General features: G+C 61.2%; 14 protein-coding genes and 2 pseudogenes. 4 read left to right on the top strand and 12 right to left on the bottom strand.

Annotated features, from left to right (window positions below; genetic code table 11):
* Positions 1 to 2: 2 nt before the first annotated feature.
* From CVM52_RS01810 to CVM52_RS01785, 6 genes are read right to left on the bottom strand one after another with little or no spacing between them, the layout of a single operon-like run.
* Complete coding sequence (locus CVM52_RS01810) at positions 3 to 2,009, bottom strand: acetyl/propionyl/methylcrotonyl-CoA carboxylase subunit alpha (RefSeq protein ID WP_100160967.1); 2,007 nt, start codon at positions 2,007 to 2,009, stop codon at positions 3 to 5.
* Positions 2,010 to 2,019: 10 nt separating this feature from the next.
* Positions 2,020 to 3,627, bottom strand: coding sequence for an acyl-CoA carboxylase subunit beta (locus CVM52_RS01805; RefSeq protein ID WP_100160966.1), 1,608 nt, complete (start codon positions 3,625 to 3,627; stop codon positions 2,020 to 2,022).
* Positions 3,624 to 5,015: a phenylacetate--CoA ligase family protein gene (locus CVM52_RS01800; RefSeq protein WP_100160965.1), complete on the bottom strand. Its 1,392-nt coding sequence runs from the start codon at positions 5,013 to 5,015 to the stop codon at positions 3,624 to 3,626. The genes CVM52_RS01805 and CVM52_RS01800 overlap by 4 nt, the downstream gene beginning before the upstream one ends.
* Positions 5,016 to 5,042: 27 nt before the next feature.
* Complete coding sequence (locus CVM52_RS01795) at positions 5,043 to 6,203, bottom strand: acyl-CoA dehydrogenase family protein (RefSeq protein WP_027264402.1); 1,161 nt, start codon at positions 6,201 to 6,203, stop codon at positions 5,043 to 5,045.
* A 9-nt stretch (positions 6,204 to 6,212) separates the two neighbouring features.
* Positions 6,213 to 6,992, bottom strand: a complete 780-nt coding sequence (locus CVM52_RS01790) for an enoyl-CoA hydratase/isomerase family protein (protein ID WP_100160964.1) — start codon at positions 6,990 to 6,992, stop codon at positions 6,213 to 6,215.
* The gene (locus CVM52_RS01785; RefSeq protein WP_306372742.1) at positions 6,989 to 8,239 is read right to left on the bottom strand and encodes an acyl-CoA dehydrogenase family protein; all 1,251 of its coding nucleotides are present in this window, start codon (positions 8,237 to 8,239) and stop codon (positions 6,989 to 6,991) included. Before CVM52_RS01785 ends, CVM52_RS01790 begins: the two co-directional genes overlap by 4 nt.
* Before the next feature lie 59 nt (positions 8,240 to 8,298).
* Here CVM52_RS01785 and CVM52_RS01780 point away from each other — a divergent pair, with 59 nt between their 5' ends.
* Complete coding sequence (locus tag CVM52_RS01780) at positions 8,299 to 10,299, top strand: NADPH-dependent 2,4-dienoyl-CoA reductase (protein WP_036051597.1); 2,001 nt, start codon at positions 8,299 to 8,301, stop codon at positions 10,297 to 10,299.
* Between the two features lie 26 nt (positions 10,300 to 10,325).
* Complete coding sequence (locus CVM52_RS01775) at positions 10,326 to 11,846, top strand: class I adenylate-forming enzyme family protein (protein WP_100160962.1); 1,521 nt, start codon at positions 10,326 to 10,328, stop codon at positions 11,844 to 11,846.
* Positions 11,847 to 12,309: 463 nt separating this feature from the next.
* Here CVM52_RS01775 and CVM52_RS01765 read toward each other — a convergent pair whose 3' ends face one another.
* Together CVM52_RS01765 and CVM52_RS01760 are read right to left on the bottom strand one after the other, a co-directional pair.
* Entirely contained in the window at positions 12,310 to 13,014 is a 705-nt protein-coding gene (locus tag CVM52_RS01765) for a glutathione S-transferase family protein (protein WP_100160961.1), read from the bottom strand.
* On the bottom strand, positions 13,011 to 13,445 hold the full coding sequence (locus CVM52_RS01760) for a DoxX family protein (RefSeq protein ID WP_036051600.1): 435 nt from the start codon (positions 13,443 to 13,445) through the stop codon (positions 13,011 to 13,013). The genes CVM52_RS01765 and CVM52_RS01760 overlap by 4 nt, the downstream gene beginning before the upstream one ends.
* A 98-nt stretch (positions 13,446 to 13,543) precedes the next feature.
* Here CVM52_RS01760 and CVM52_RS01755 point away from each other — a divergent pair, with 98 nt between their 5' ends.
* Entirely contained in the window at positions 13,544 to 13,972 is a 429-nt protein-coding gene (locus CVM52_RS01755; RefSeq protein WP_036051603.1) for a MarR family winged helix-turn-helix transcriptional regulator, read from the top strand.
* Between the two features lie 89 nt (positions 13,973 to 14,061).
* On the opposite strand, the gene CVM52_RS01750 is transcribed toward CVM52_RS01755, so the two are convergent.
* The gene (locus CVM52_RS01750) at positions 14,062 to 14,259 is read right to left on the bottom strand and encodes a DNA-3-methyladenine glycosylase I (protein WP_258095275.1); all 198 of its coding nucleotides are present in this window, start codon (positions 14,257 to 14,259) and stop codon (positions 14,062 to 14,064) included.
* A gap of 197 nt (positions 14,260 to 14,456) precedes the next feature.
* Between CVM52_RS01750 and CVM52_RS01745 the strand changes: the two are divergent.
* A pseudogene (locus CVM52_RS01745) lies at positions 14,457 to 15,658 on the top strand (IS256 family transposase).
* A 67-nt stretch (positions 15,659 to 15,725) separates the two neighbouring features.
* Here the strand turns inward: CVM52_RS01745 and CVM52_RS01740 are convergent.
* The 3 genes and pseudogenes from CVM52_RS01740 to CVM52_RS01730 form a co-directional block, all read right to left on the bottom strand.
* A pseudogene (locus CVM52_RS01740) lies at positions 15,726 to 15,995 on the bottom strand (DNA-3-methyladenine glycosylase I); the annotation flags it as partial.
* A gap of 305 nt (positions 15,996 to 16,300) precedes the next feature.
* Positions 16,301 to 16,756, bottom strand: coding sequence for a PaaI family thioesterase (locus tag CVM52_RS01735; protein ID WP_027264411.1), 456 nt, complete (start codon positions 16,754 to 16,756; stop codon positions 16,301 to 16,303).
* Positions 16,757 to 16,777: 21 nt separating this feature from the next.
* Positions 16,778 to 17,482, bottom strand: coding sequence for an AraC family transcriptional regulator (locus CVM52_RS01730; protein ID WP_229669253.1), 705 nt, complete (start codon positions 17,480 to 17,482; stop codon positions 16,778 to 16,780).
* Position 17,483: the final 1 nt, after the last annotated feature.

The raw sequence follows: 17,483 nt of genomic DNA, 5'->3' as shown, positions 1-17,483 counted from the left end.
CATCACTCCTCGGATGGCAGGATCTCGGCGATGACCTGGCCGCGATCGACCATGTCCCCATTCGAGACGGATATATTGCTGGCGATCCCGGCCGCGGCCGCCCGGATCGAGATTTCGAGTTTCATGGATTCCATGACCGCGACCACGTCGCCTTCGGCCACGCTCTGACCATCGGAGACCTTGATTTCGACAATCATGCCGGTCAGCGGAGAGGTCACGGCGCGATCCGCCGCGGCATCGCCGCCGGCAAAGGCAAGGGGCGCGGCGGGCCGAAAGACCAGGCGGCCTTCGGGCGTATCCAGTTCGATCACGCCCGCGTGCAGGCGCGCGTCGATCAGATGGACGGTGTCGCCTTCGCCGACACGCCAACGGCCCGGGGTCAGTTCACGTGCCGACAGTATCAGCGCCTCGCCTTTCTCCGAATGGATGGTGTACTTGGCACCCGGTTTGACAGGACTGACGCGCAGTTCTTCGGATACCTCGTCAGAATCGGTAAGCGTCACGCGCTGCCCCGCTTCAATCGCATCGCCGCCCAGTCCAAGCCGCCAGCCGGTAAAGGCATCACGGTTGGTCCAGGGATTGGCGTCTGTGTCGCTGCGCGACTGGGTCACGAAGAGAATGGCAGCGGTCGCCTTCCACAGATCTGGGCGGGTCAGGCCGGGTGCCTGTGTCAGCTCATCCAGCCTGCCGTCGATCCAGCGGGTATGCACCTGCATCCGTTCGAATTCATGGTTTCGCGCCAGCGCCGTTAGAAAGGCGCGATTGGTCTCGACACCTTCGACCGCGACATGATCAAGCGCCGTGGCCAGACGTGCCAATGCGGTTTCCCGGTCGGGCGCGTGCACGATCAGCTTGGCGATCATCGGGTCGTAGTAGGGCGTGACGGCATCGCCTTCTTCGACGCCGCTGTCGATGCGCAGGCCCGATGGCAGGCTGAGCGTGGAGAGCGTGCCCGTCGACGGGGCGAATTGCATCGCCGGATCTTCGGCGTAAAGCCGCGCCTCGACCGCGTGGCCGTTGATCGTCAGATCGTCCTGCACCAGTCCAAGGCCCGCGCCTTCGGCAATCCGCAGGTGAAGCGCGACAAGGTCCAGCCCGGTGATCGCTTCGGTGACGGGATGTTCCACCTGAATGCGCGGGTTCACCTCAAGGAAGAAATACTCGCCACCCGCGACCAGAAATTCGACCGTGCCCAGCCCGCGATAGTCCAGCGTTTCGCCCAAGCGCACCGCGTCGCGTGCGATGTCGTCCAGAAGCGTTCGGGGCAGACCCCAGGCCGGGGCTTCCTCGATGACCTTCTGGTGGCGGCGCTGAAGCGTGCAATCGCGTTCGAACAGATGCACCACATGGCCCTTGCCGTCACCTGCGATCTGCACTTCAACATGGCGCGCCTCGGGCAGGAAACGCTCCAACAGCAGCCCTTCGGAGCCGAAGGTGGATTTTGCTTCGCGCAGCGCGCCTTCGATGTCCTCGACCAGCGTGGTCTCGTCAGTGACGAGCCGTTGTCCGCGCCCACCACCGCCGCCGACCGCCTTGAGCAGCACCGGCAGGCCCATTTGGCGCACCTCCTCGGCAATCTGCTCGGGATCGGACCGCGCACCTTCGGCGCCCGAAATCACCGGGACGCTGGCCGCCACGGCGGCCTCTTTGGCGCTAGCCTTGTCGCCGAAACGTTCAAGCGTTTCCGGCGTCGGCCCCATGAAGATCATGCCGGCGGCTTCGACCGAACGAGCAAAATCGGGGTTTTCGGCCAGAAAGCCATAACCGGGATGGATCGCATCCGCGCCCACTGATTGCGCAGCGGCAATCACCGCGTCGATTTTCAGATAGCTCTCGGATGCAGGTCCGGCGCCGATACAGACAGATTTGCCAATCTCGCGGACATGCAGGGCATTGGCGTCGGCCTGCGAATGCACGCCGACGGGAATGATACCGCTTGCCCGCGCAGTGCGCGCGATCCGGCAGGCAATTTCGCCGCGGTTGGCGATCAGAAGCGTCTTGATTTTCACGGTTCGCTCCTCACATCCTGAACACGCCGAAGTTGGTTTCGACCTTGGGTCTGCGCGATGTTACATCCAGCATCAGCGCCATGACGTCACGGGTCTCACAGGGCTCGATCACGCTGTCGATCCAAAGGTTGGAAGCAAAATTATAGGCCCCCTGAAAATCTTCGTATTCCTTGCGGATCGGTGCCTTGAAGGCTTCCTCCTCCTCGGGGGTCCAGCTTTTGCCTTCGCGTTCGTTGATCTGCGCGCGGACCTGAGCCAGCACGCTGGCGGCCTGTTCCGGCCCCATGATTGCCGACCGTCCCGTCGGCCAGGCGAACATTGCGTCCGGCTGGAACGGGCGGCCCAGCATCGCCAGGTATCCCGCGCCGTAAGAGCCACCGGTGATGATTGTGAATTTCGGCACCCGGGCCGAAGACATGGCCGTGATCATTTTAGCACCGGCCTTGGCAATGCCCATCTGCTCGACCTCGCGGCCCACCATGAAGCCGTTCACATCGGCCAGGAACAGCAGCGGAATATCACGCTGGACGCAGAGATTGATGAAATGCGTCGCCTTCAGCGCGGCTTCGACGAAAAGCACGCCTGTATTGGCGATGATCCCGACCTCGTGGCCGTGGATGCGCCCCCAGCCGGTCATGATCGTGTCGCCATAAAGCGGCTTGAATTCGTGAAAATCGCTCTCATCGACCAACCGAGCCACGATTTCGCGGTTGTCGGTCGGCACCTTGGGGTCGCGGCTGATGAGTCCATAAATCTCTTCGACCGGGTAGGCGGGCGCACGGGGCGCTTCGGGCGTCTTGCGGGGTTGGGGTTTTTCGCCAAGATGGCTGACAATTTCGCGCGTGATGGCCAGAGCGTGGGCGTCATCTTCGGCCAAATGGTCTGTCACACCGGAGACGGACGAATGCATCTTGCCGCCACCCAGTTCTTCGGCTTCGACCTTTTCGCCGGTTGCGGCAAAGGTCAATTCCGGTCCGCCCAGATACATAAAGCCCTGACCGCGCACGATCACCACTTCGTCACAGAGCGCGGGGATATAGGCACCACCCGCGGTGCAGGGCCCCATGACCACGGCGATTTGCGGCACACCATCGCCAGACATGCCGATCTGTTGGTGAAAGATGGAGCCGAACTGGCCTTCGTCGGGGAAAAGGTTGGCCTGGTCGGGCAGGAAGGCACCGCCGGAGTCCACGAGGGTGATGACGGGCAGGCGGTTTTTCCAGGCAATTTTCTGTGCCCGGACGTGTTTGCGGCAGGTGATCCCGAAATAGGTGCCGCCCTTTACGGTGGCATCATTGGCGATGATCATGCACTGACGGCCTTCGATCACGCCAATACCGGTAATGATGCCGGCGCCGGGTGGAACTCCCTTGTGCATATTCAATCCGGCCAACTCGCCGAGTTCCAGAAATGGTGTGCCCGGGTCGATCAGCCGTTCGATCCGTTCGCGCGGCAGGATTTTGCCTTTGTCCACATGACGTTTGCGCGCCATTTCGGGGCCGCCGACGCGCTGTGAGAGCCGGAGGGCATGTAGTTCATCGACCTTTTCGCGGTAAGACACGTCGTTGGCGCGGAAGTCGTCCGATCCGCTGTCGAGAAGGGATTTCATTCTAGTCATGGCAGGTCTGGATATTTCCTGAGAACGAAGGCGACCTTAGCGGCGCCAGGTTTTTCGAAAGTGTCGGCCGCAACCAGGTGAACGTCGGCCTTGAAGACCAAGGAGTCGCGAAGCCGCTGCTCAATTTTCTTTTTGAGGGTGACGTCATCGGCCGGATCGCGATCGGGGCCCCGTTCGACAATCACCGTCAGCGCGCCCTGCGTGGTATGGCCCTCGAAATCGGCCACGATGCGCATGACGCCGTTGGTGTCCGGCACCATTTCGGTAATGATGCTGTTGATCGCCGACGGGAAGACATTGGCCCCGCGCACGATCAGCATGTCGTCGGTGCGGCCGGTGCAGCGGATCTTCGGTCCGGTGCGGCCGCAGGAGCATTCGGTATCGATGACCTCGATATAATCACCTGACCGGAACCGCACCAGAGGGCTCGCCTGCCGGCCGATGGCGGTATAGATCATCTCGCCTTCGGCACCTTTTTCCCAAGGTATGATTGCGCCGCTTTCGGGGTCGAGCAATTCGGTGATGATATAATCCATGTTGACCATATGCATCCCCGTCTGGGCGTCGCATTCGGCCCAATAGGTCACGCCCAAGTCGGTGCCGCCCAGCATTTCAGAGCATTTTGCACCCCATGCCTCTTCGATCTTTGCGCGAATTGCAGGGATGCCACCGCCGGGCTCTCCGCCGACGACCACTTGTTCCACGCCCAATTCACTGGCCTTGCATCCCAGCACTTCTGGTGCCTTTTCAGCCAGGTGCAGAACGAAATTCGGAGCGCCGACGATACAACGCGGGCGCGTATCGGCGCAGGCGCGCAGCAGCCGCTCGACACCGCCGTCCGCTCCCACTGGCACATCGATCGTGCCCATGTACTGCAGGCCCTGCATCACCGGAATGCCGCCGACAAAGCCCTTGGCCAGCGAAAATGCATGCAGCACCATGTCGCCGGGGCGCACGCCATTGGCAAAGAAACAACGCGCTGTCATCTCGTGCCACATCTCGGCGTCGGCTTCGGTGAGGGCAACATATGAGGGGCTGCCGGTCGTGCCCGACGAGGCCTGCATCTGGACGATGTCGGCCATCGGCGCGGCGCGGTGCTTGCCGAACGGCGGCGCGGCGGACAGGCTTTCGCGGATCTCGGTCTTGTAAGTGTAGGGTAGCTTCTGCAGGTCTTCGATGGTGCGTATATCGTCGAATTCCATACCGGCCTCGGCGAACTTTTCCTGATAAAAGGTCGAGTTTGCCTTGAGGTAGGCCATCTGATCACGCAGCCGCTCTTCCTGAATACGGTGCACCTCGTCGAGCGGCGTGCCCTCGATCGCGTGCCAGAAGCGATCATTTACCTTGTCGGCGGCATCCTCCCGCCGGAAGCGCATTCCAAATTGCATGTCGTTCTCCGTTCCAAGCCGTGGCGATCAATAGGATCGTGGCAGGCCCATGACCTTTTCGCCGATAAAGCTCAGGCACAGTTCGCGGTTCACCGGCGCTGTGCGCAGCAGGCGGACCAGCGGGTACATTTCGTAAAGTCCCGTATCCTCGGTAAAGCCCGATCCACCATGCGCCTGAAGCGCCGCGTCGACCGCTTCGATCCCGGCTTCGGCGGCGGCATATTTCGCCATGTTCGACGACGCACCGGCAGGCAGCTTGTTGTCGAACTCCCATGCCGCGCGCCGGGTCATCAGACTGGCCATCTCGACCGCTGTGTGCGCCTTGGCCATCGGATGCTGCACGCCCTGGTGCGCACCGATGGGTTGGCCGAACACATTGCGCTCGGAGGCATAGGCCACGCCCTTGTTCAGGGCGAACCGGCCGATGCCGCAGCACAAGGCGGCCAGGATAATACGCTCGGGGTTGAGGCTGTCGAACAGGATCGAGAACCCTTCGTCCACCTCGCCGACCACATCCTCGGGGCCGAGATCCACATCGTCGAAGAACAGTGTCCACTGCTCCTCGGGCAGGGGGATCGAGATCTTCACCCGCTGCTTGTCGACGCCTTTTTTCTTCAGATCCACGGCGAACAGGGTAAAGCCGTCGGTCTTGCGGCTGACCTCGGTATGCGGTTTGGTCCGCGCCACCACGAGGCAGTAGTCGGCCACTTCGGCCCCGGTGATGAAGGTCTTTTCGCCCGACAGGCTGAACCGGTTGCCTCGACGCTTGGCCAGCGTAGTGGCCTTCATCGTGTTCGACCCGGCCCCCGGTTCGGTGATCGCGAAACAGAACTGGATATCACCGCGGCAGGCAGCCGGCAGCAGTTCTTTCTTGTGGAACTCGCTCCCGTGGCTGGCGATATGGGCCAGCGACATGGTCGGCCCGACCACCATCATCAAAAGCGGAATGCCGTGATTGGCGGTGCCCTCCATGAACAGGGCCATTTCGGTCATACCAAGGCCCGCGCCGCCATATTCCTCGGGCACCATGATGCCGAGGAAGCCGTCATCGGCGATCTGGCGGAACATTTCGTGCGGAAACTCGTGCTTGCGTGCGTGTCTCAGCCAGTAATCGTTGTCGAACTTCTGCGCCAGCTGGCCGCCATAGTCGTAAATCTGGCGTTGTTCGTCGTTCAAAATGAAATCCATGTTTCGTCCTCAAGCCTTGAATTCGGGGGCGCGCCGGTTCTCGAATGCATCGAGGCCCTCCGCCACGTCATCGCTGGGCAGTGCGCGCACGGCGGCATCGCGCTCAAGCCGCATCTGCTGGTCGATACCAAGGTCCGCGCCTTCGCGCGCCAACCGCTTCATCTCGGCGATGCCGGGACGTGAACGGGTGGCGATTTTCTCGCAGTATTCCAGCGCAGACTTGTGCAGGTCCGCATCCGGCACGATGTAGTTGACCAGGCCGGACTCTTTGGCCTCGTCCGACTTGAGCCAGCGGGCCGAGAACATCAGGTCGAGCGCCCTGCGCTGCCCCATCAACCGCGTCAGCCGCTGCGAGCCACCCCAACCGGGAATCAGCCCGAATTGCGCATGCTGATCGCCAAACTGGGCGCTTTCGGCCGCAAAGCACACGTCGCAGGCCAGCATCAGTTCGATCCCGCCGGCCAGACACAACCCCTGCACTGCGACTACGACAGGGAGGGAGGAGGTTTCGAGCGCACGCAGGTTTTTCATGCCAAAGGCGATGAAATGGTCCAGCGCGGCGGGATCGTTCAATTTACCTTTCACTTCCACCAGATCGGCGCCGGTGCAAAAGTTCTTGCCTTGCGCCCGGATCAGGATCGCCCGAATATCCGGGTTCGCCTCGAATTCCGACCGCGCAGCAGAAATGCGCTCATGCACGTCAAGTGACAGGCAATTGAATTTCTCGGGGCGGGCCAGTTCGATGATGCCGGTGTTGCCCTCGGAAGTGACGAGGATGGCGTCGCTCATTTCGAGGCTCCCTTCGCCTTCTTGTCATACTGCAGCGCCATGCGACCGACCTTCTCGCGGGCGATCACCAGCTTCTGGATCTGCGCGGTGCCGTCACCGATCTGCAGGCCGAGCACATCGTTGTAGCGCTGGTGGTGGGGCAGGTCGGTGGTGTAGCCGTAATGTCCGTGCAGGATCAGGCACTGGTGCAGGATCTCGCAGGCGGTTTTGGGCAGGTACCATTTGCACATGGCGGCCTGAGAGGTGTGGGGCAGGCCACGGTCGCGCAGGTCCAGCGTGTAATAGCAAAGCTGGCGCATCATGGTCAGTTGGGTCTCGGCCTCGGCCAGGGGAAAGCTGACACCCTGATACTGCACGATCGGAGCTCCGAATGCCTCGCGCTCCTGAACGTAGGCCCAGGTTTCATCCACCGACGCTTGCGCGGCCCCCAGGCACTCCAGCCCGATCAGTGCGCGGGAATAGTCGAAGCCTGCCATGATCGTGCCAAAGGCACGGTCCTGTTCCGCCATCATATTTTCGGCCGGCACGAAAACATCGTCAAAGAACACCGACCCGCGCCCGACAGGCTTGGTGCCGATGTCGTCAAAATGGGTGCGCTTGATGCCGCCCTGGTTCAGATCGACGAAAAAGGCGCTGACCCCGCGTGAGCCGCCGTCAGGATCGCCGGTACGGGCAAAGACGACCGCCGCATCCGCCTGACTGGCAAAACTCATGGATGTCTTTTCACCGTTCAGCCGCCAACCGTTGCCGGATTTCTCGGCTCTCAGAATCAGGTTCGCCGCATCCGAACCGCCGCGCGGCTCTGTCAGGCCCAAGCCAATGACCGCATCACCCGAAACAACCTTGGGCACCCATTCCGACGCGATGTCCTTGGAGGCATGTTTGGCAACCATTCCGCCCATGAGAGAGCCCAGAAGCTGCACGTAACTTGCGTTGAAATCGGCATAGGCGATCTCTTCGACGATCAGCCCTGACGTGACAGAGCTTTCGCCGAGTCCCCCGAATTCCTCGGGCAGATCGGCCCCGATTAGCCCCAGTGCGCCCATCTCCTTGATCAGCGCACGGTCGAATGTATGGCCGCTGGCGCGTTCTTGATATGTGGGCGCAAGCCTTTCAGTTGCGAAGCGCTTTGCGGTCTCGCGAAACGCCTTCTGATCGTCTGTAGGCTGGAATTGCATCGGTGCTCCTCCCCATGAGCGAAAATCTTCTTTCCAAAAAAATCTAACAAATGTTAGAATGTAGATCAAGTGCAGTTTTGAGGAGGAGAACCAAAGTGAAAAATAGACCAGATGGAAGCTTTGAAACCATGCTCTCGCCCATCCGCGCAGGCCAGCATACGTTGCGAAATCGTGTCATCATGGGGTCGATGCACACGCGGTTGGAAACCGAGCCCGACGGCATAGCCAAACAGATCGCATTTTACGCCGAGCGTGCGCGGGGGGAGGCGGCGATTCTGGTCACCGGCGGGTTTTCGCCCAATGCCGAGGGCATATTCGATCCAGAAGGTCCGAGAATCGATGACCCGGAAGAAGCGCTTGACCTGCGCCCGATCTGCGAGGCGGTGCAGGCCGAAGGCAGCCTGATCTGCGCACAACTCCTCCACGCCGGACGCTATGCCAAGATCGAAGGGTGTGTGGCCCCGTCGCCGATCCGCGCTCCGATCAACCGTTTCATCCCGCGTGAAATGACCGAAGCCGACATTCTCCGTACCATCGAGGATTTTGCCGTGGCGGCCGCCAATGCGCAGGCCGCAGGCTTTGATGGCGTCGAGATCATGGGGTCCGAAGGATACCTGATCAACGAATTCACCGTCACCCACACCAACAAGCGCCAAGACGACTGGGGCGGCAGCGCCGCGAACCGCCACCGATTCCCGGTCGAGATCGTGCGCGCGGTGCGCGAACGTTGCGGCCCCGACTTTCTGGTCATCTACCGGATTTCGGCGGCCGATCTGGTCGAGGGCGGCGCGCCCGCCGATGAAATTGCCGCACTGGCCCGCAAGATCGAGGCTGCGGGTGCGGATATCCTGAACACCGGCATCGGCTGGCATGAGGCCCGCGTGCCGACGATCGCCTACCCGGTGCCGCGCGGTGCCTGGCGCAAGGCGGCAGCCAACGTCAAAGCGGCGGTGTCGATCCCGGTAGTCGCCTCGAACCGGATCAACACACCCCAGCTTGCAGAAGACATACTTGCCTCTGGCGATGCGGACATGATCTCGATGGCGCGCCCGTTTCTGGCCGATCCGCATTTCGTGAAAAAGACGCGCGAGGGCCGCGCAGACGAGATCAACACCTGCATTGCCTGCAACCAGGCCTGCCTGGATTTCATTTTTTCGGACCGGCCGGTCGGATGTCTGGTCAATCCAAGGGCCGGGCGTGAAACGGAATTCCGGGATACGCCAACCGACACGCCAAAGAAAGTGGCCGTCGTTGGCGGTGGTGCCGCGGGCATGGCCACAGCCGCCGAGGCGGCGCGGCTGGGCCACGATGTCACCCTGTTCGAAGCGCAGGACAAATTGGGCGGTCAGCTGAATCTGGCCCGCGCCGCACCAGGCAAGGACGAATTCGACGAAACCCTGCGGTATTATGCCGGTCAGATGCAGAAACACGGGGTCACGCAGCGTCTGGGACAGCGGGCAGAGGCGAGCGATCTTGAGGGATTTGACCATGTGGTCATCGCCACCGGGGTCACGCCGCGCATTCCCGACCTGCCGGGTATCGACCATCCCAGCGTCGCGACCTACGCCGAAATTCTGTCCGGTGACCGCGAGGCGGGCGACCGTGTCGTGGTGATGGGGGCGGGGGGCATCGGTCATGATGTGGCCGAGTTCCTAGTGACCAAACCCGCCGAGACCGCGAATTCCGACGTCTTTTGCGAAACCTGGGGTGTGGACCCCGAATTTGTCTCCTCGGGTGCCCTGGCGGGCGACCCTCTGGCACCGAAGCCGTCGCGCCGCAAGGTCGTCATGCTGCAGCGCAAGACCGCTAAACCGGGCGCGGGGCTTGGTGTTTCGACAGGGTGGATCCTGCGCAACGCGCTGCGCAAACATGGGGTCGAGGCAATGGGCGGGGTGACCTATGAACATATCGACGATGCGGGGCTGCACATCGTCGCGGACGGAAACCCGACGGTCATCGCAGCCGATACAATTGTGCTGTGCACCGGTCAGGAACCGGAACGAGCCCTGGCCAAAGAGGTTGTAGCGCGCGGCGTCCCGGTTACGATGATCGGCGGGGCAAAGGAGGCCGCCGAACTGGATGCGCTGCGCGCCATTGATGAGGGCGTGCGCCTGGCGCAGGATCTCTGAACCGAGGCTCGGGCAAGGGGGAAACTATGCTGACCGACGTCATCCGCGCGGGGCGCGCTGATCTGTATTCGATCTTTCGAACCCGCGCACATGACTGCGCCCGCGCCCTCGCCATCGAGGACGGCAGCAGGAAACTGACCTATGCAGAACTGCTGGAGCGGGTCGATCGTCTGGCGGCTGTCTTTCTGGCACGAGGCGTGGCGCCCGGAGACAGGATCGCGATCCTGTCGCATAACCGCTCAGAATACCTGGAGGTCGAACTTGCAGCAGCGGGAATCGGCGCGATCGTCGCCTGTCTGAACTGGCGGCTTGCCCCCGATGAACTGCGGCACTGCATCGATCTGGTCGAGCCGGTTCTCGCGGTTGTCGAACCGGAACTTTCAGAAGCTTACCGCGCCGTCGCGTCGACACCCTGTCTAACCGTCGGGCCAGACCTGGAAACGGCCATTGCCGGGGTCGAGCCGGACCCGCGCACCGGAACCATGGTTGACGACCCCGAGGCCGGTCTGACGATCCTCTATACCTCGGGGACCACGGGCCTGCCCAAGGGGGCGCATATCAGCCACCGCGCGCATATCGCCCGATCCATGGTTTTTGCGGCCCAGCTGGCGCTGGATCCCGGCGACGGGTTCATCGCCTGGGCGCCGATGTTCCACATGGCCTCCACCGATCATGCGCTGGCAACGATCCTGCGGGGCGGGACCGTGGTGATGGTGGACGGGCTGCAGCCCGCCGTCATCAACGAGGCGCTGTCACGCCACAGGATCGGCTGGTTCGTGATGATGCCCGGGGCACTGGAGGCTTTTATTAACGAACGGCACGCCAACCCTTTGCCGTTGAAGGGGATCAAGGTTTGCGGCGCAATGGCTGATCTGGTGCCGCCGCATCAGATCGCGGAACTGACCGGTCTTCTGGACACGCCCTATCTGAATTCCTTCGGGGCGACCGAAACCGGCCTGCCGCCGGGAACCGCCGATCTGATCGCGCCGGGTGTGACCCCGGACCGGCTGTCCAAGCGCATCAGCGCCTTTTGCGAGGTGCGGCTGGTCGATCCCGACGACCGCGAAGTCCCCGATGGAACGCCGGGCGAAATGGCGCTTCGGGGTCCGACGCTGTTTTCCGGGTACTGGAACGCCGACGACACCAATGCCCGTGACTTTCGCAACGGCTTTTTCCACATGGGCGATCTGTTCCGGCGCAATGCGGACGGCACCGTCGACTTTGTGGATCGGGCGAAATACCTGATCAAGACCGGAGGTGAAAACGTCTATCCGGCGGAAATCGAACGTGTGCTTCTTTCCCATCCCGATGTGATCGATGCTGCCGTGGTCAGGGCCTTCGACGCGAAATGGGGGGAAAGCCCGGTGGCCTTTGTCGCCTGTGACGATGACGGGCCGGATGCCGAGGCGCTGCTGAACTTGTGCCGCGAAAGCCTGGCTGGCTATAAGCGACCGCGCGAAATTCGCTTCATCGCGTTCGAGGACTTTCCCAGATCGACCAGCGGAAAGGTCCAGCGGCATATCCTCGAAGCCCGGCTCGCAGATTAATTTTCGCTCTGACCCGATCGTCACCCCGCCACGCCCGTTCGCCCCACTAGCGATATAAGCGTTCCTTTCATCGTTGCGATGAGCTTCTCATCCCCGCCCTTTGGAGTAGCCCCCTGAAAGAGGTCCACCAACTGGGATAGATTGACCCGCGATTGATGTGCTGCCCTCTGTCGGACCACACGGCTGCGGGTATTCCGGGGGATTGAGCTCAGGAGGATTCTTCGATCCCTAAGCCATTAATCAGCGCGATCGGTGGTTTGTTCCAGGTTGCGCTGTGGGAGCAGCAGGTAACCCGGCGCTTCGCACGGACGGGCATGGAATGCCGGCAAGTGCCGGTTGACGCTGCTGCGGGCCTTCAAGGGAAAGTCGGCGACTATCCGATGTGCGGGACAAAGCGGACATTCGCCAAGCGACCTCAAACGTCCGGTTCTGTACTGCGGCCCGACAAAACGATATCAAGTGATCAGCGGTCAGCCGATCGCACCTGTGTAACTGTCTTCTTCGGCCCTCCTGTCTGCATGATCTGGGACAGGTAAGAATTGCGCCGTCTGATGAAGTCACGCAGAAGGGTCGGGTAATCTTCACTGACGGCATTCTTCACAGAAACCCGACGCTCCAGTTCATGTCGCCAGGCCCTTACACGGGCAAGCCCTGTGAAGACGCCAAACTCTCCGATGGTGTCAAAAACGTCGAAATAGCGGAAGACCGGGCCGAATACGACATCGACGAGGCTGAACCGGTGGCCATCGAACCATGGTCCCTCCCCAAGCTCCGCGTCCAGCCGAAGGAACTTTGAGCGGAGCGCCGCCACTTTTTCTTCCAACGCTTTCTCGTTCGGCGCCGAGTAGAACCCCGCAATGTCGTTCAAGACAGCAGATCCAAATTCAATCCAGGCACGGTGGCGGGCGCGATCGAGAGCGTCGTGCGGATGGAGCGCGTGGGGTTGTGTATCCTCAAGATATTCGAGGATAACCGCAGATTCGAAAATCGGCGTCCCGTCCACAACCAGGACAGGCATCTTGCCCAGCGGAGATATGGCAAGAAACCAGTCGGGCTTGTTCGAAAGATCGATGTCAGTTCTCTCGAACGTGACACCTTTCTCAGTGAGCGAGATCGCCGCGCGCTGCACATATGGGCAGAGCGCATGGCTAATGAGGTGGAGGCTCATGTTGTCTCTCCCGCCATCTGCACGTTACCGGGCGCGAAGGAAGGGCTGAGGGCGAAACGGCCGTCGCCCAGAAGCCCTTGCACGATGGCAAGCAGCGTCAGATAGGCCGGGTATTCCCACCCGCCGTTCTCGTATCCGAACATCCAGCCGTTTCCGGAGTGAGCCCAGGTCGCACCGGCCAGGATGGGCACGGTCGCCGATGCGACCCACCGAGCCTGTACGCCGAGGACCAAAAGGGCACCGGCAATCGCCTCGACTGCAAAGACCATATAAGCAAACCAGCCGGGCAGCCCGATCGAAATGAAGAACTGCGCCGTTCCGGGAAGTGTGAAAATGAAGAGCTTGAGAAACAGGCTGTGCGCCAGGAACATGATCCCGAGTGCTATACGGAGCAGGAATATCCCAAATTCTGTGAGGTGCGATTGTGACATGATATGATCCCATATGTCGATGCATTGGCATCTATATATGCCGCGTCATATGCCGCGTCAAGGTTGATGCACTTACATGTACATGATAGGTGCTGGGTATGAACGAGATTGACCATGCTACTGAGGCCGCCTGGACAGCCCTCATGACTAAAAGCCGCGTTTTGCTTGAGGCTGTCGAAACGTCTCTGAAATCGGCAGGATACCCGCCACTTGCATGGTATGACGCGCTTCTGGAACTCGAGAAGGCAGGCCCAGACGGACTCCGGCCATTCGAACTCAAAGACCGGATTTTGTTACCCCAATACGGTACATCGCGGTTGCTGAACCGTATGGTGAAAGCAGGGCTGGTGGACCGACAGGACTGCTTGGAAGATGGGCGAGGTCAAAACATTTCTATCTCTGAAAAGGGTAAATCTGTCAGGAGGGCGATGTGGCCGATCTATGAACGGGTTCTGTCGGAAAGGATCGGCGCAAAGCTGAAACCCAAAGACGCCGCTCAATTGGCCACGCTACTCTCAAGGCTCTGAAGTCTCGGTCGACTGACGCGAAACCTGTCTGTGACTTTCCACGCTAAGTGGCCCTGAATTTTTTTTCACGTTAATTGGCCGACAGTTGCCTATGTCGGTGTGCGAAGGGTGTTTCGGGCTGTTTCGACGTCCTTTCGCATCCAACAGACTTCTGCGTGATCGTTGATAAATCCCATGGCCTGCATGAATGCATATACGGTGGTCGGTCCCACGAATTTGAAGCCAAGCTTTCGTAGGTCTTTGGAAAGGGTCTCGGACGCTGGTGATTTGGACCGCATTTGTGGCAGTGCGTCGTCCTTGGCAGGTTCATATAGCCAGATGAATGGGTCACGTCCCTTGGAGAGGTGTAACTCTGGGTCGCGCCCTTGATGGCGTCCGCGTTCCGCATGAGGCGCTGTAGGACGGCATCAAGGGCGCGGTGGTCATCGGAAAATTTTCGGTAGGGTCGGGTTGCTGAACCAACCTGAACCGAAGGAAGACCCCGATGACCAAACCCATGATGGACCTGCGAGAGCTTGTGGAGAAGAGCGCAGACGCCGATCTTCTTCGAGATATGATCGGTTTTGCCGCCGAGCGGCTGATGGAACTCGAGGTTGGCGCGAAGACAGGCGCCGACTATGGCGAGAAGAATCCGGCACGGCTTGTGCAGCGGAACGGTTACCGAGATCGGGACTGGCAGACGCGGGCCGGGAACGTGGAGTTGCGCATCCCAAAGCTGCGCAGCGGCAGCTATTTCCCGTCCTTTCTCGAGCCGCGCCGGGCCACCGAGAAGGCCCTGACGGCGGTCATTCAGGAGGCCTATGTCCACGGCGTCTCGACCCGATCCATGGACGATCTGGTCCAGGCGATGGGCGGGACCGGCATCTCGAAGAGCCAGGTCAGCCGCCTGTGCGAGGAAATCGACGAACGCGTCGATACTTTTCTCACCCGCCCGATCGAGGGCGAATGGCCCTACCTCTGGATCGACGCCACCTATCTCAAGGTCCGACAGGGCGGTCGTATCGTCTCCGTCGCCGTGACCATTGCCGTCGGCGTCAACACGGACGGGCGCCGCGAGGTGCTGGGCATGTCCATCGGGCCGTCCGAGGCCGAGACGTTCTGGACCGATTTCCTGCGCGACCTAGTGCGCCGCGGACTGAACGGGGTGAAGCTGGTGATCAGCGACGCACACGAGGGGATCAAGGCTGCCACGGCGCGTGTCCTGTCCACCACCTGGCAGCGCTGCCGCGTGCATTTCCAGCGAAATGCGCTCGCCCATGCCGGCAAGAGCAGCCGTCGCGTCATATCAGCCTTCATCGCCACCGCCTTCGCCCAGCCGGACCATGCGGCGGCCAAGACCCAATGGCGAAACGTCGCCGACCAGATGCGGGGCAAGCTGCCCAAGCTCGCGACCCTCATGGATGGCGCCGAGGAGGACGTGCTGGCCTACATGACCTTCCCCCAGCAACACCGGGCGAAGTTACACTCGACCAATCCGATCGAACGTCTGAACGGCGAGATCAAGCGGCGCACCGATGTCGTCGGGATCTTTCCCAATGAAGCCTCGATCCGGCGTCTCGTCGGCGCGATCCTGATGGAGCAGACTGAGGAATGGGCCGTCCAGCGCTCTCGCTACATGACACTGGAAACCTTGGGCCCGTCTGCGATGATCCCATCGTCAGCCTGCCTGCCGCGCAGACGGACTGACCAGCTCGGCGCGCCGAAAACCAGCTGGCCAGCCTTGAGCTACACCACCAATTGGGACGTGATCGATGAATGCGGCGAAGGAGCCTTCCTCTTGGACGACCTCGAAAGTACGGCGAGCGTTGTTGATCACGGCTTCGATCTTGCCTCGATAGCGAACAATTCCTTCATCGGCAAGTAGGCGCTCAATGTCGTTGTCGTCAAAGTTCGCAACTCCCCGAAAGTCGAACCCGGCGAAGGCAGCACGAAAGTTCTCGCGCTTGGCCAGAATGGTGCGCCAGCTCAGCCCTGACTGGAAACTCCGGCGTGACGGCAGCCCATCGGCACCGTGGGCGTCCATCCGTTCCAATTACGGTTGCAGCATCAGGCCGCTGCCGCATAAACTTGAACAGAAACCGAACCAGATCCTCCGTTACGATACAGTCTCAGCTCTCCGAAAAACCCTGACGACGGACAATCGGCGACCGCACTGCTAAAAGCTAACATTACCGCTTGACAGGTCTGAACCTGCTGGCGGCGATCTGGATACCGCGCGCGCCTACGGGAAACGGTTGGCCGAGGTCGCGAGCCGCTGGAACAGCTGATCCAGCTGTCTGAATAATCGGCCCGGCCGCCCGGATCGGATGTGCTGCGGCCGGGTTGCGCTCAGTCCGCGACCCCCGCCCGCCCGATCAGCGCCATGAGCGTTCCGGTCATCGTTGCGACGAGCTTTTCATCCTGGCCCTTCACGGCATAGGCACGCGCCTCGCATATGGTCAGCGTCCTGCCTGGTTTCACCACGTCAGCGACGAAGCGAAACCGTTCGCCGTCCGCCGGGTTGAGTAGGTTGATCTTGAATTCGGCCGTCAACACTGCCGCGTCCGCTGGCATCAGCGAAAAGGCCGCGTATCCGCAGGCGCTGTCCAGCGCTGTCGACACGATTCCGGCATGCAAAAACCCATGCTGCTGGGTCAGTGCAACCTGATGTGCCATTTCCAGAACGATGCGGCCGGGTAACAACTCGGCAATGCTGATCCCCAACGTGTTCATCACCTTCTGGCGATCGAAACTGTTGCGCACGCGTGCGTCATAGTCGGGGTTTTTCGGTTTGAATTGTGTCATGGCGGGTCTTCCTCTTCGATTTCATTCGTCAATGACCAATCTTAGGCGGTCTTTGAGGCGCGTATCTTGTAGCGAAAGGTCAAAACGACGCGGAATAGACAGAGCGCGCAACGCGCCGGGCGGTTTGCCGGCGAAGATCCGGCAAGCGGCGGACAAGTGAGATTGATCGTAATATCCGGCGTCCAGCGCCAGATCGCTCAGCGGCAGGGTCTTTGACGCAAGCTGCCCGAGAGCCCGGCGAAAGCGTCGCAAGGTCGCAAGCCGCCGCCGCGACACGCCGGTTTCCGCCCGCACCTTTCGACGTTTGGTCCGGTCGCTGTAAGCTCCGGGTGGTGCGGCAAAGCGCAGGTCTCTCGCAAGGCCGTCAAGCACCGCGATGAGCGCAGGCAGGTCATCGTCCCCGGTCTGAACCCGGGCCAGTTCTGAGGCCAGCATGTCCAGCCCTTTGGAGTCGGGAAATCGCTGCGGTCGTGACGACAGTCGCAGCCCGGCCACGACACCCTGGAATGGCCTTGGGCGGGGCGAAAAATAGGGGCGCGGTTCTGCCAGCGATACGCGCCCGCCGCCGCTGTCGTCGCGCGTTACCGAAAGGGTAAAGAGGTCGGTTGCGAACCGCCCGCGTCCACCACCGCTCAGCACACCGGTATCGCGGAACACGAACAAATGGTCGATCTGTTTGGCCGCTTCCTCAGGCGGCGCCAGTTCGAGATAAAGCGGCGCCGCCATC

This window comes from Pseudooceanicola lipolyticus (assembly GCF_002786325.1).
Lineage (GTDB): Bacteria > Pseudomonadota > Alphaproteobacteria > Rhodobacterales > Rhodobacteraceae > Pseudooceanicola_C > Pseudooceanicola_C lipolyticus.
The sequence above is the reverse complement of the archived record's forward strand: the minus strand, read 5'-3'. Positions and strand labels throughout refer to the sequence as shown.

Excerpts from the sequence above, each read along its gene's own strand:
- CVM52_RS01780 (WP_036051597.1), top strand. The coding sequence starts at position 8,299 with ATGCTCTCGCCCATCCGCGCAGGCCAGCATACGTTGCGAAATCGTGTC.
- CVM52_RS01735 (WP_027264411.1), bottom strand. The coding sequence starts at position 16,756 with ATGACACAATTCAAACCGAAAAACCCCGACTATGACGCACGCGTGCGC.
- CVM52_RS01805 (WP_100160966.1), bottom strand. The coding sequence starts at position 3,627 with ATGACTAGAATGAAATCCCTTCTCGACAGCGGATCGGACGACTTCCGC.
- CVM52_RS01800 (WP_100160965.1), bottom strand. The coding sequence starts at position 5,015 with ATGCAATTTGGAATGCGCTTCCGGCGGGAGGATGCCGCCGACAAGGTA.
- CVM52_RS01790 (WP_100160964.1), bottom strand. The coding sequence starts at position 6,992 with ATGAGCGACGCCATCCTCGTCACTTCCGAGGGCAACACCGGCATCATC.
- CVM52_RS01795 (WP_027264402.1), bottom strand. The coding sequence starts at position 6,203 with ATGGATTTCATTTTGAACGACGAACAACGCCAGATTTACGACTATGGC.
- CVM52_RS01760 (WP_036051600.1), bottom strand. The coding sequence starts at position 13,445 with ATGTCACAATCGCACCTCACAGAATTTGGGATATTCCTGCTCCGTATA.
- CVM52_RS01730 (WP_229669253.1), bottom strand. The coding sequence starts at position 17,482 with ATGGCGGCGCCGCTTTATCTCGAACTGGCGCCGCCTGAGGAAGCGGCC.
- CVM52_RS01755 (WP_036051603.1), top strand. The coding sequence starts at position 13,544 with ATGAACGAGATTGACCATGCTACTGAGGCCGCCTGGACAGCCCTCATG.
- CVM52_RS01775 (WP_100160962.1), top strand. The coding sequence starts at position 10,326 with ATGCTGACCGACGTCATCCGCGCGGGGCGCGCTGATCTGTATTCGATC.
- CVM52_RS01765 (WP_100160961.1), bottom strand. The coding sequence starts at position 13,014 with ATGAGCCTCCACCTCATTAGCCATGCGCTCTGCCCATATGTGCAGCGC.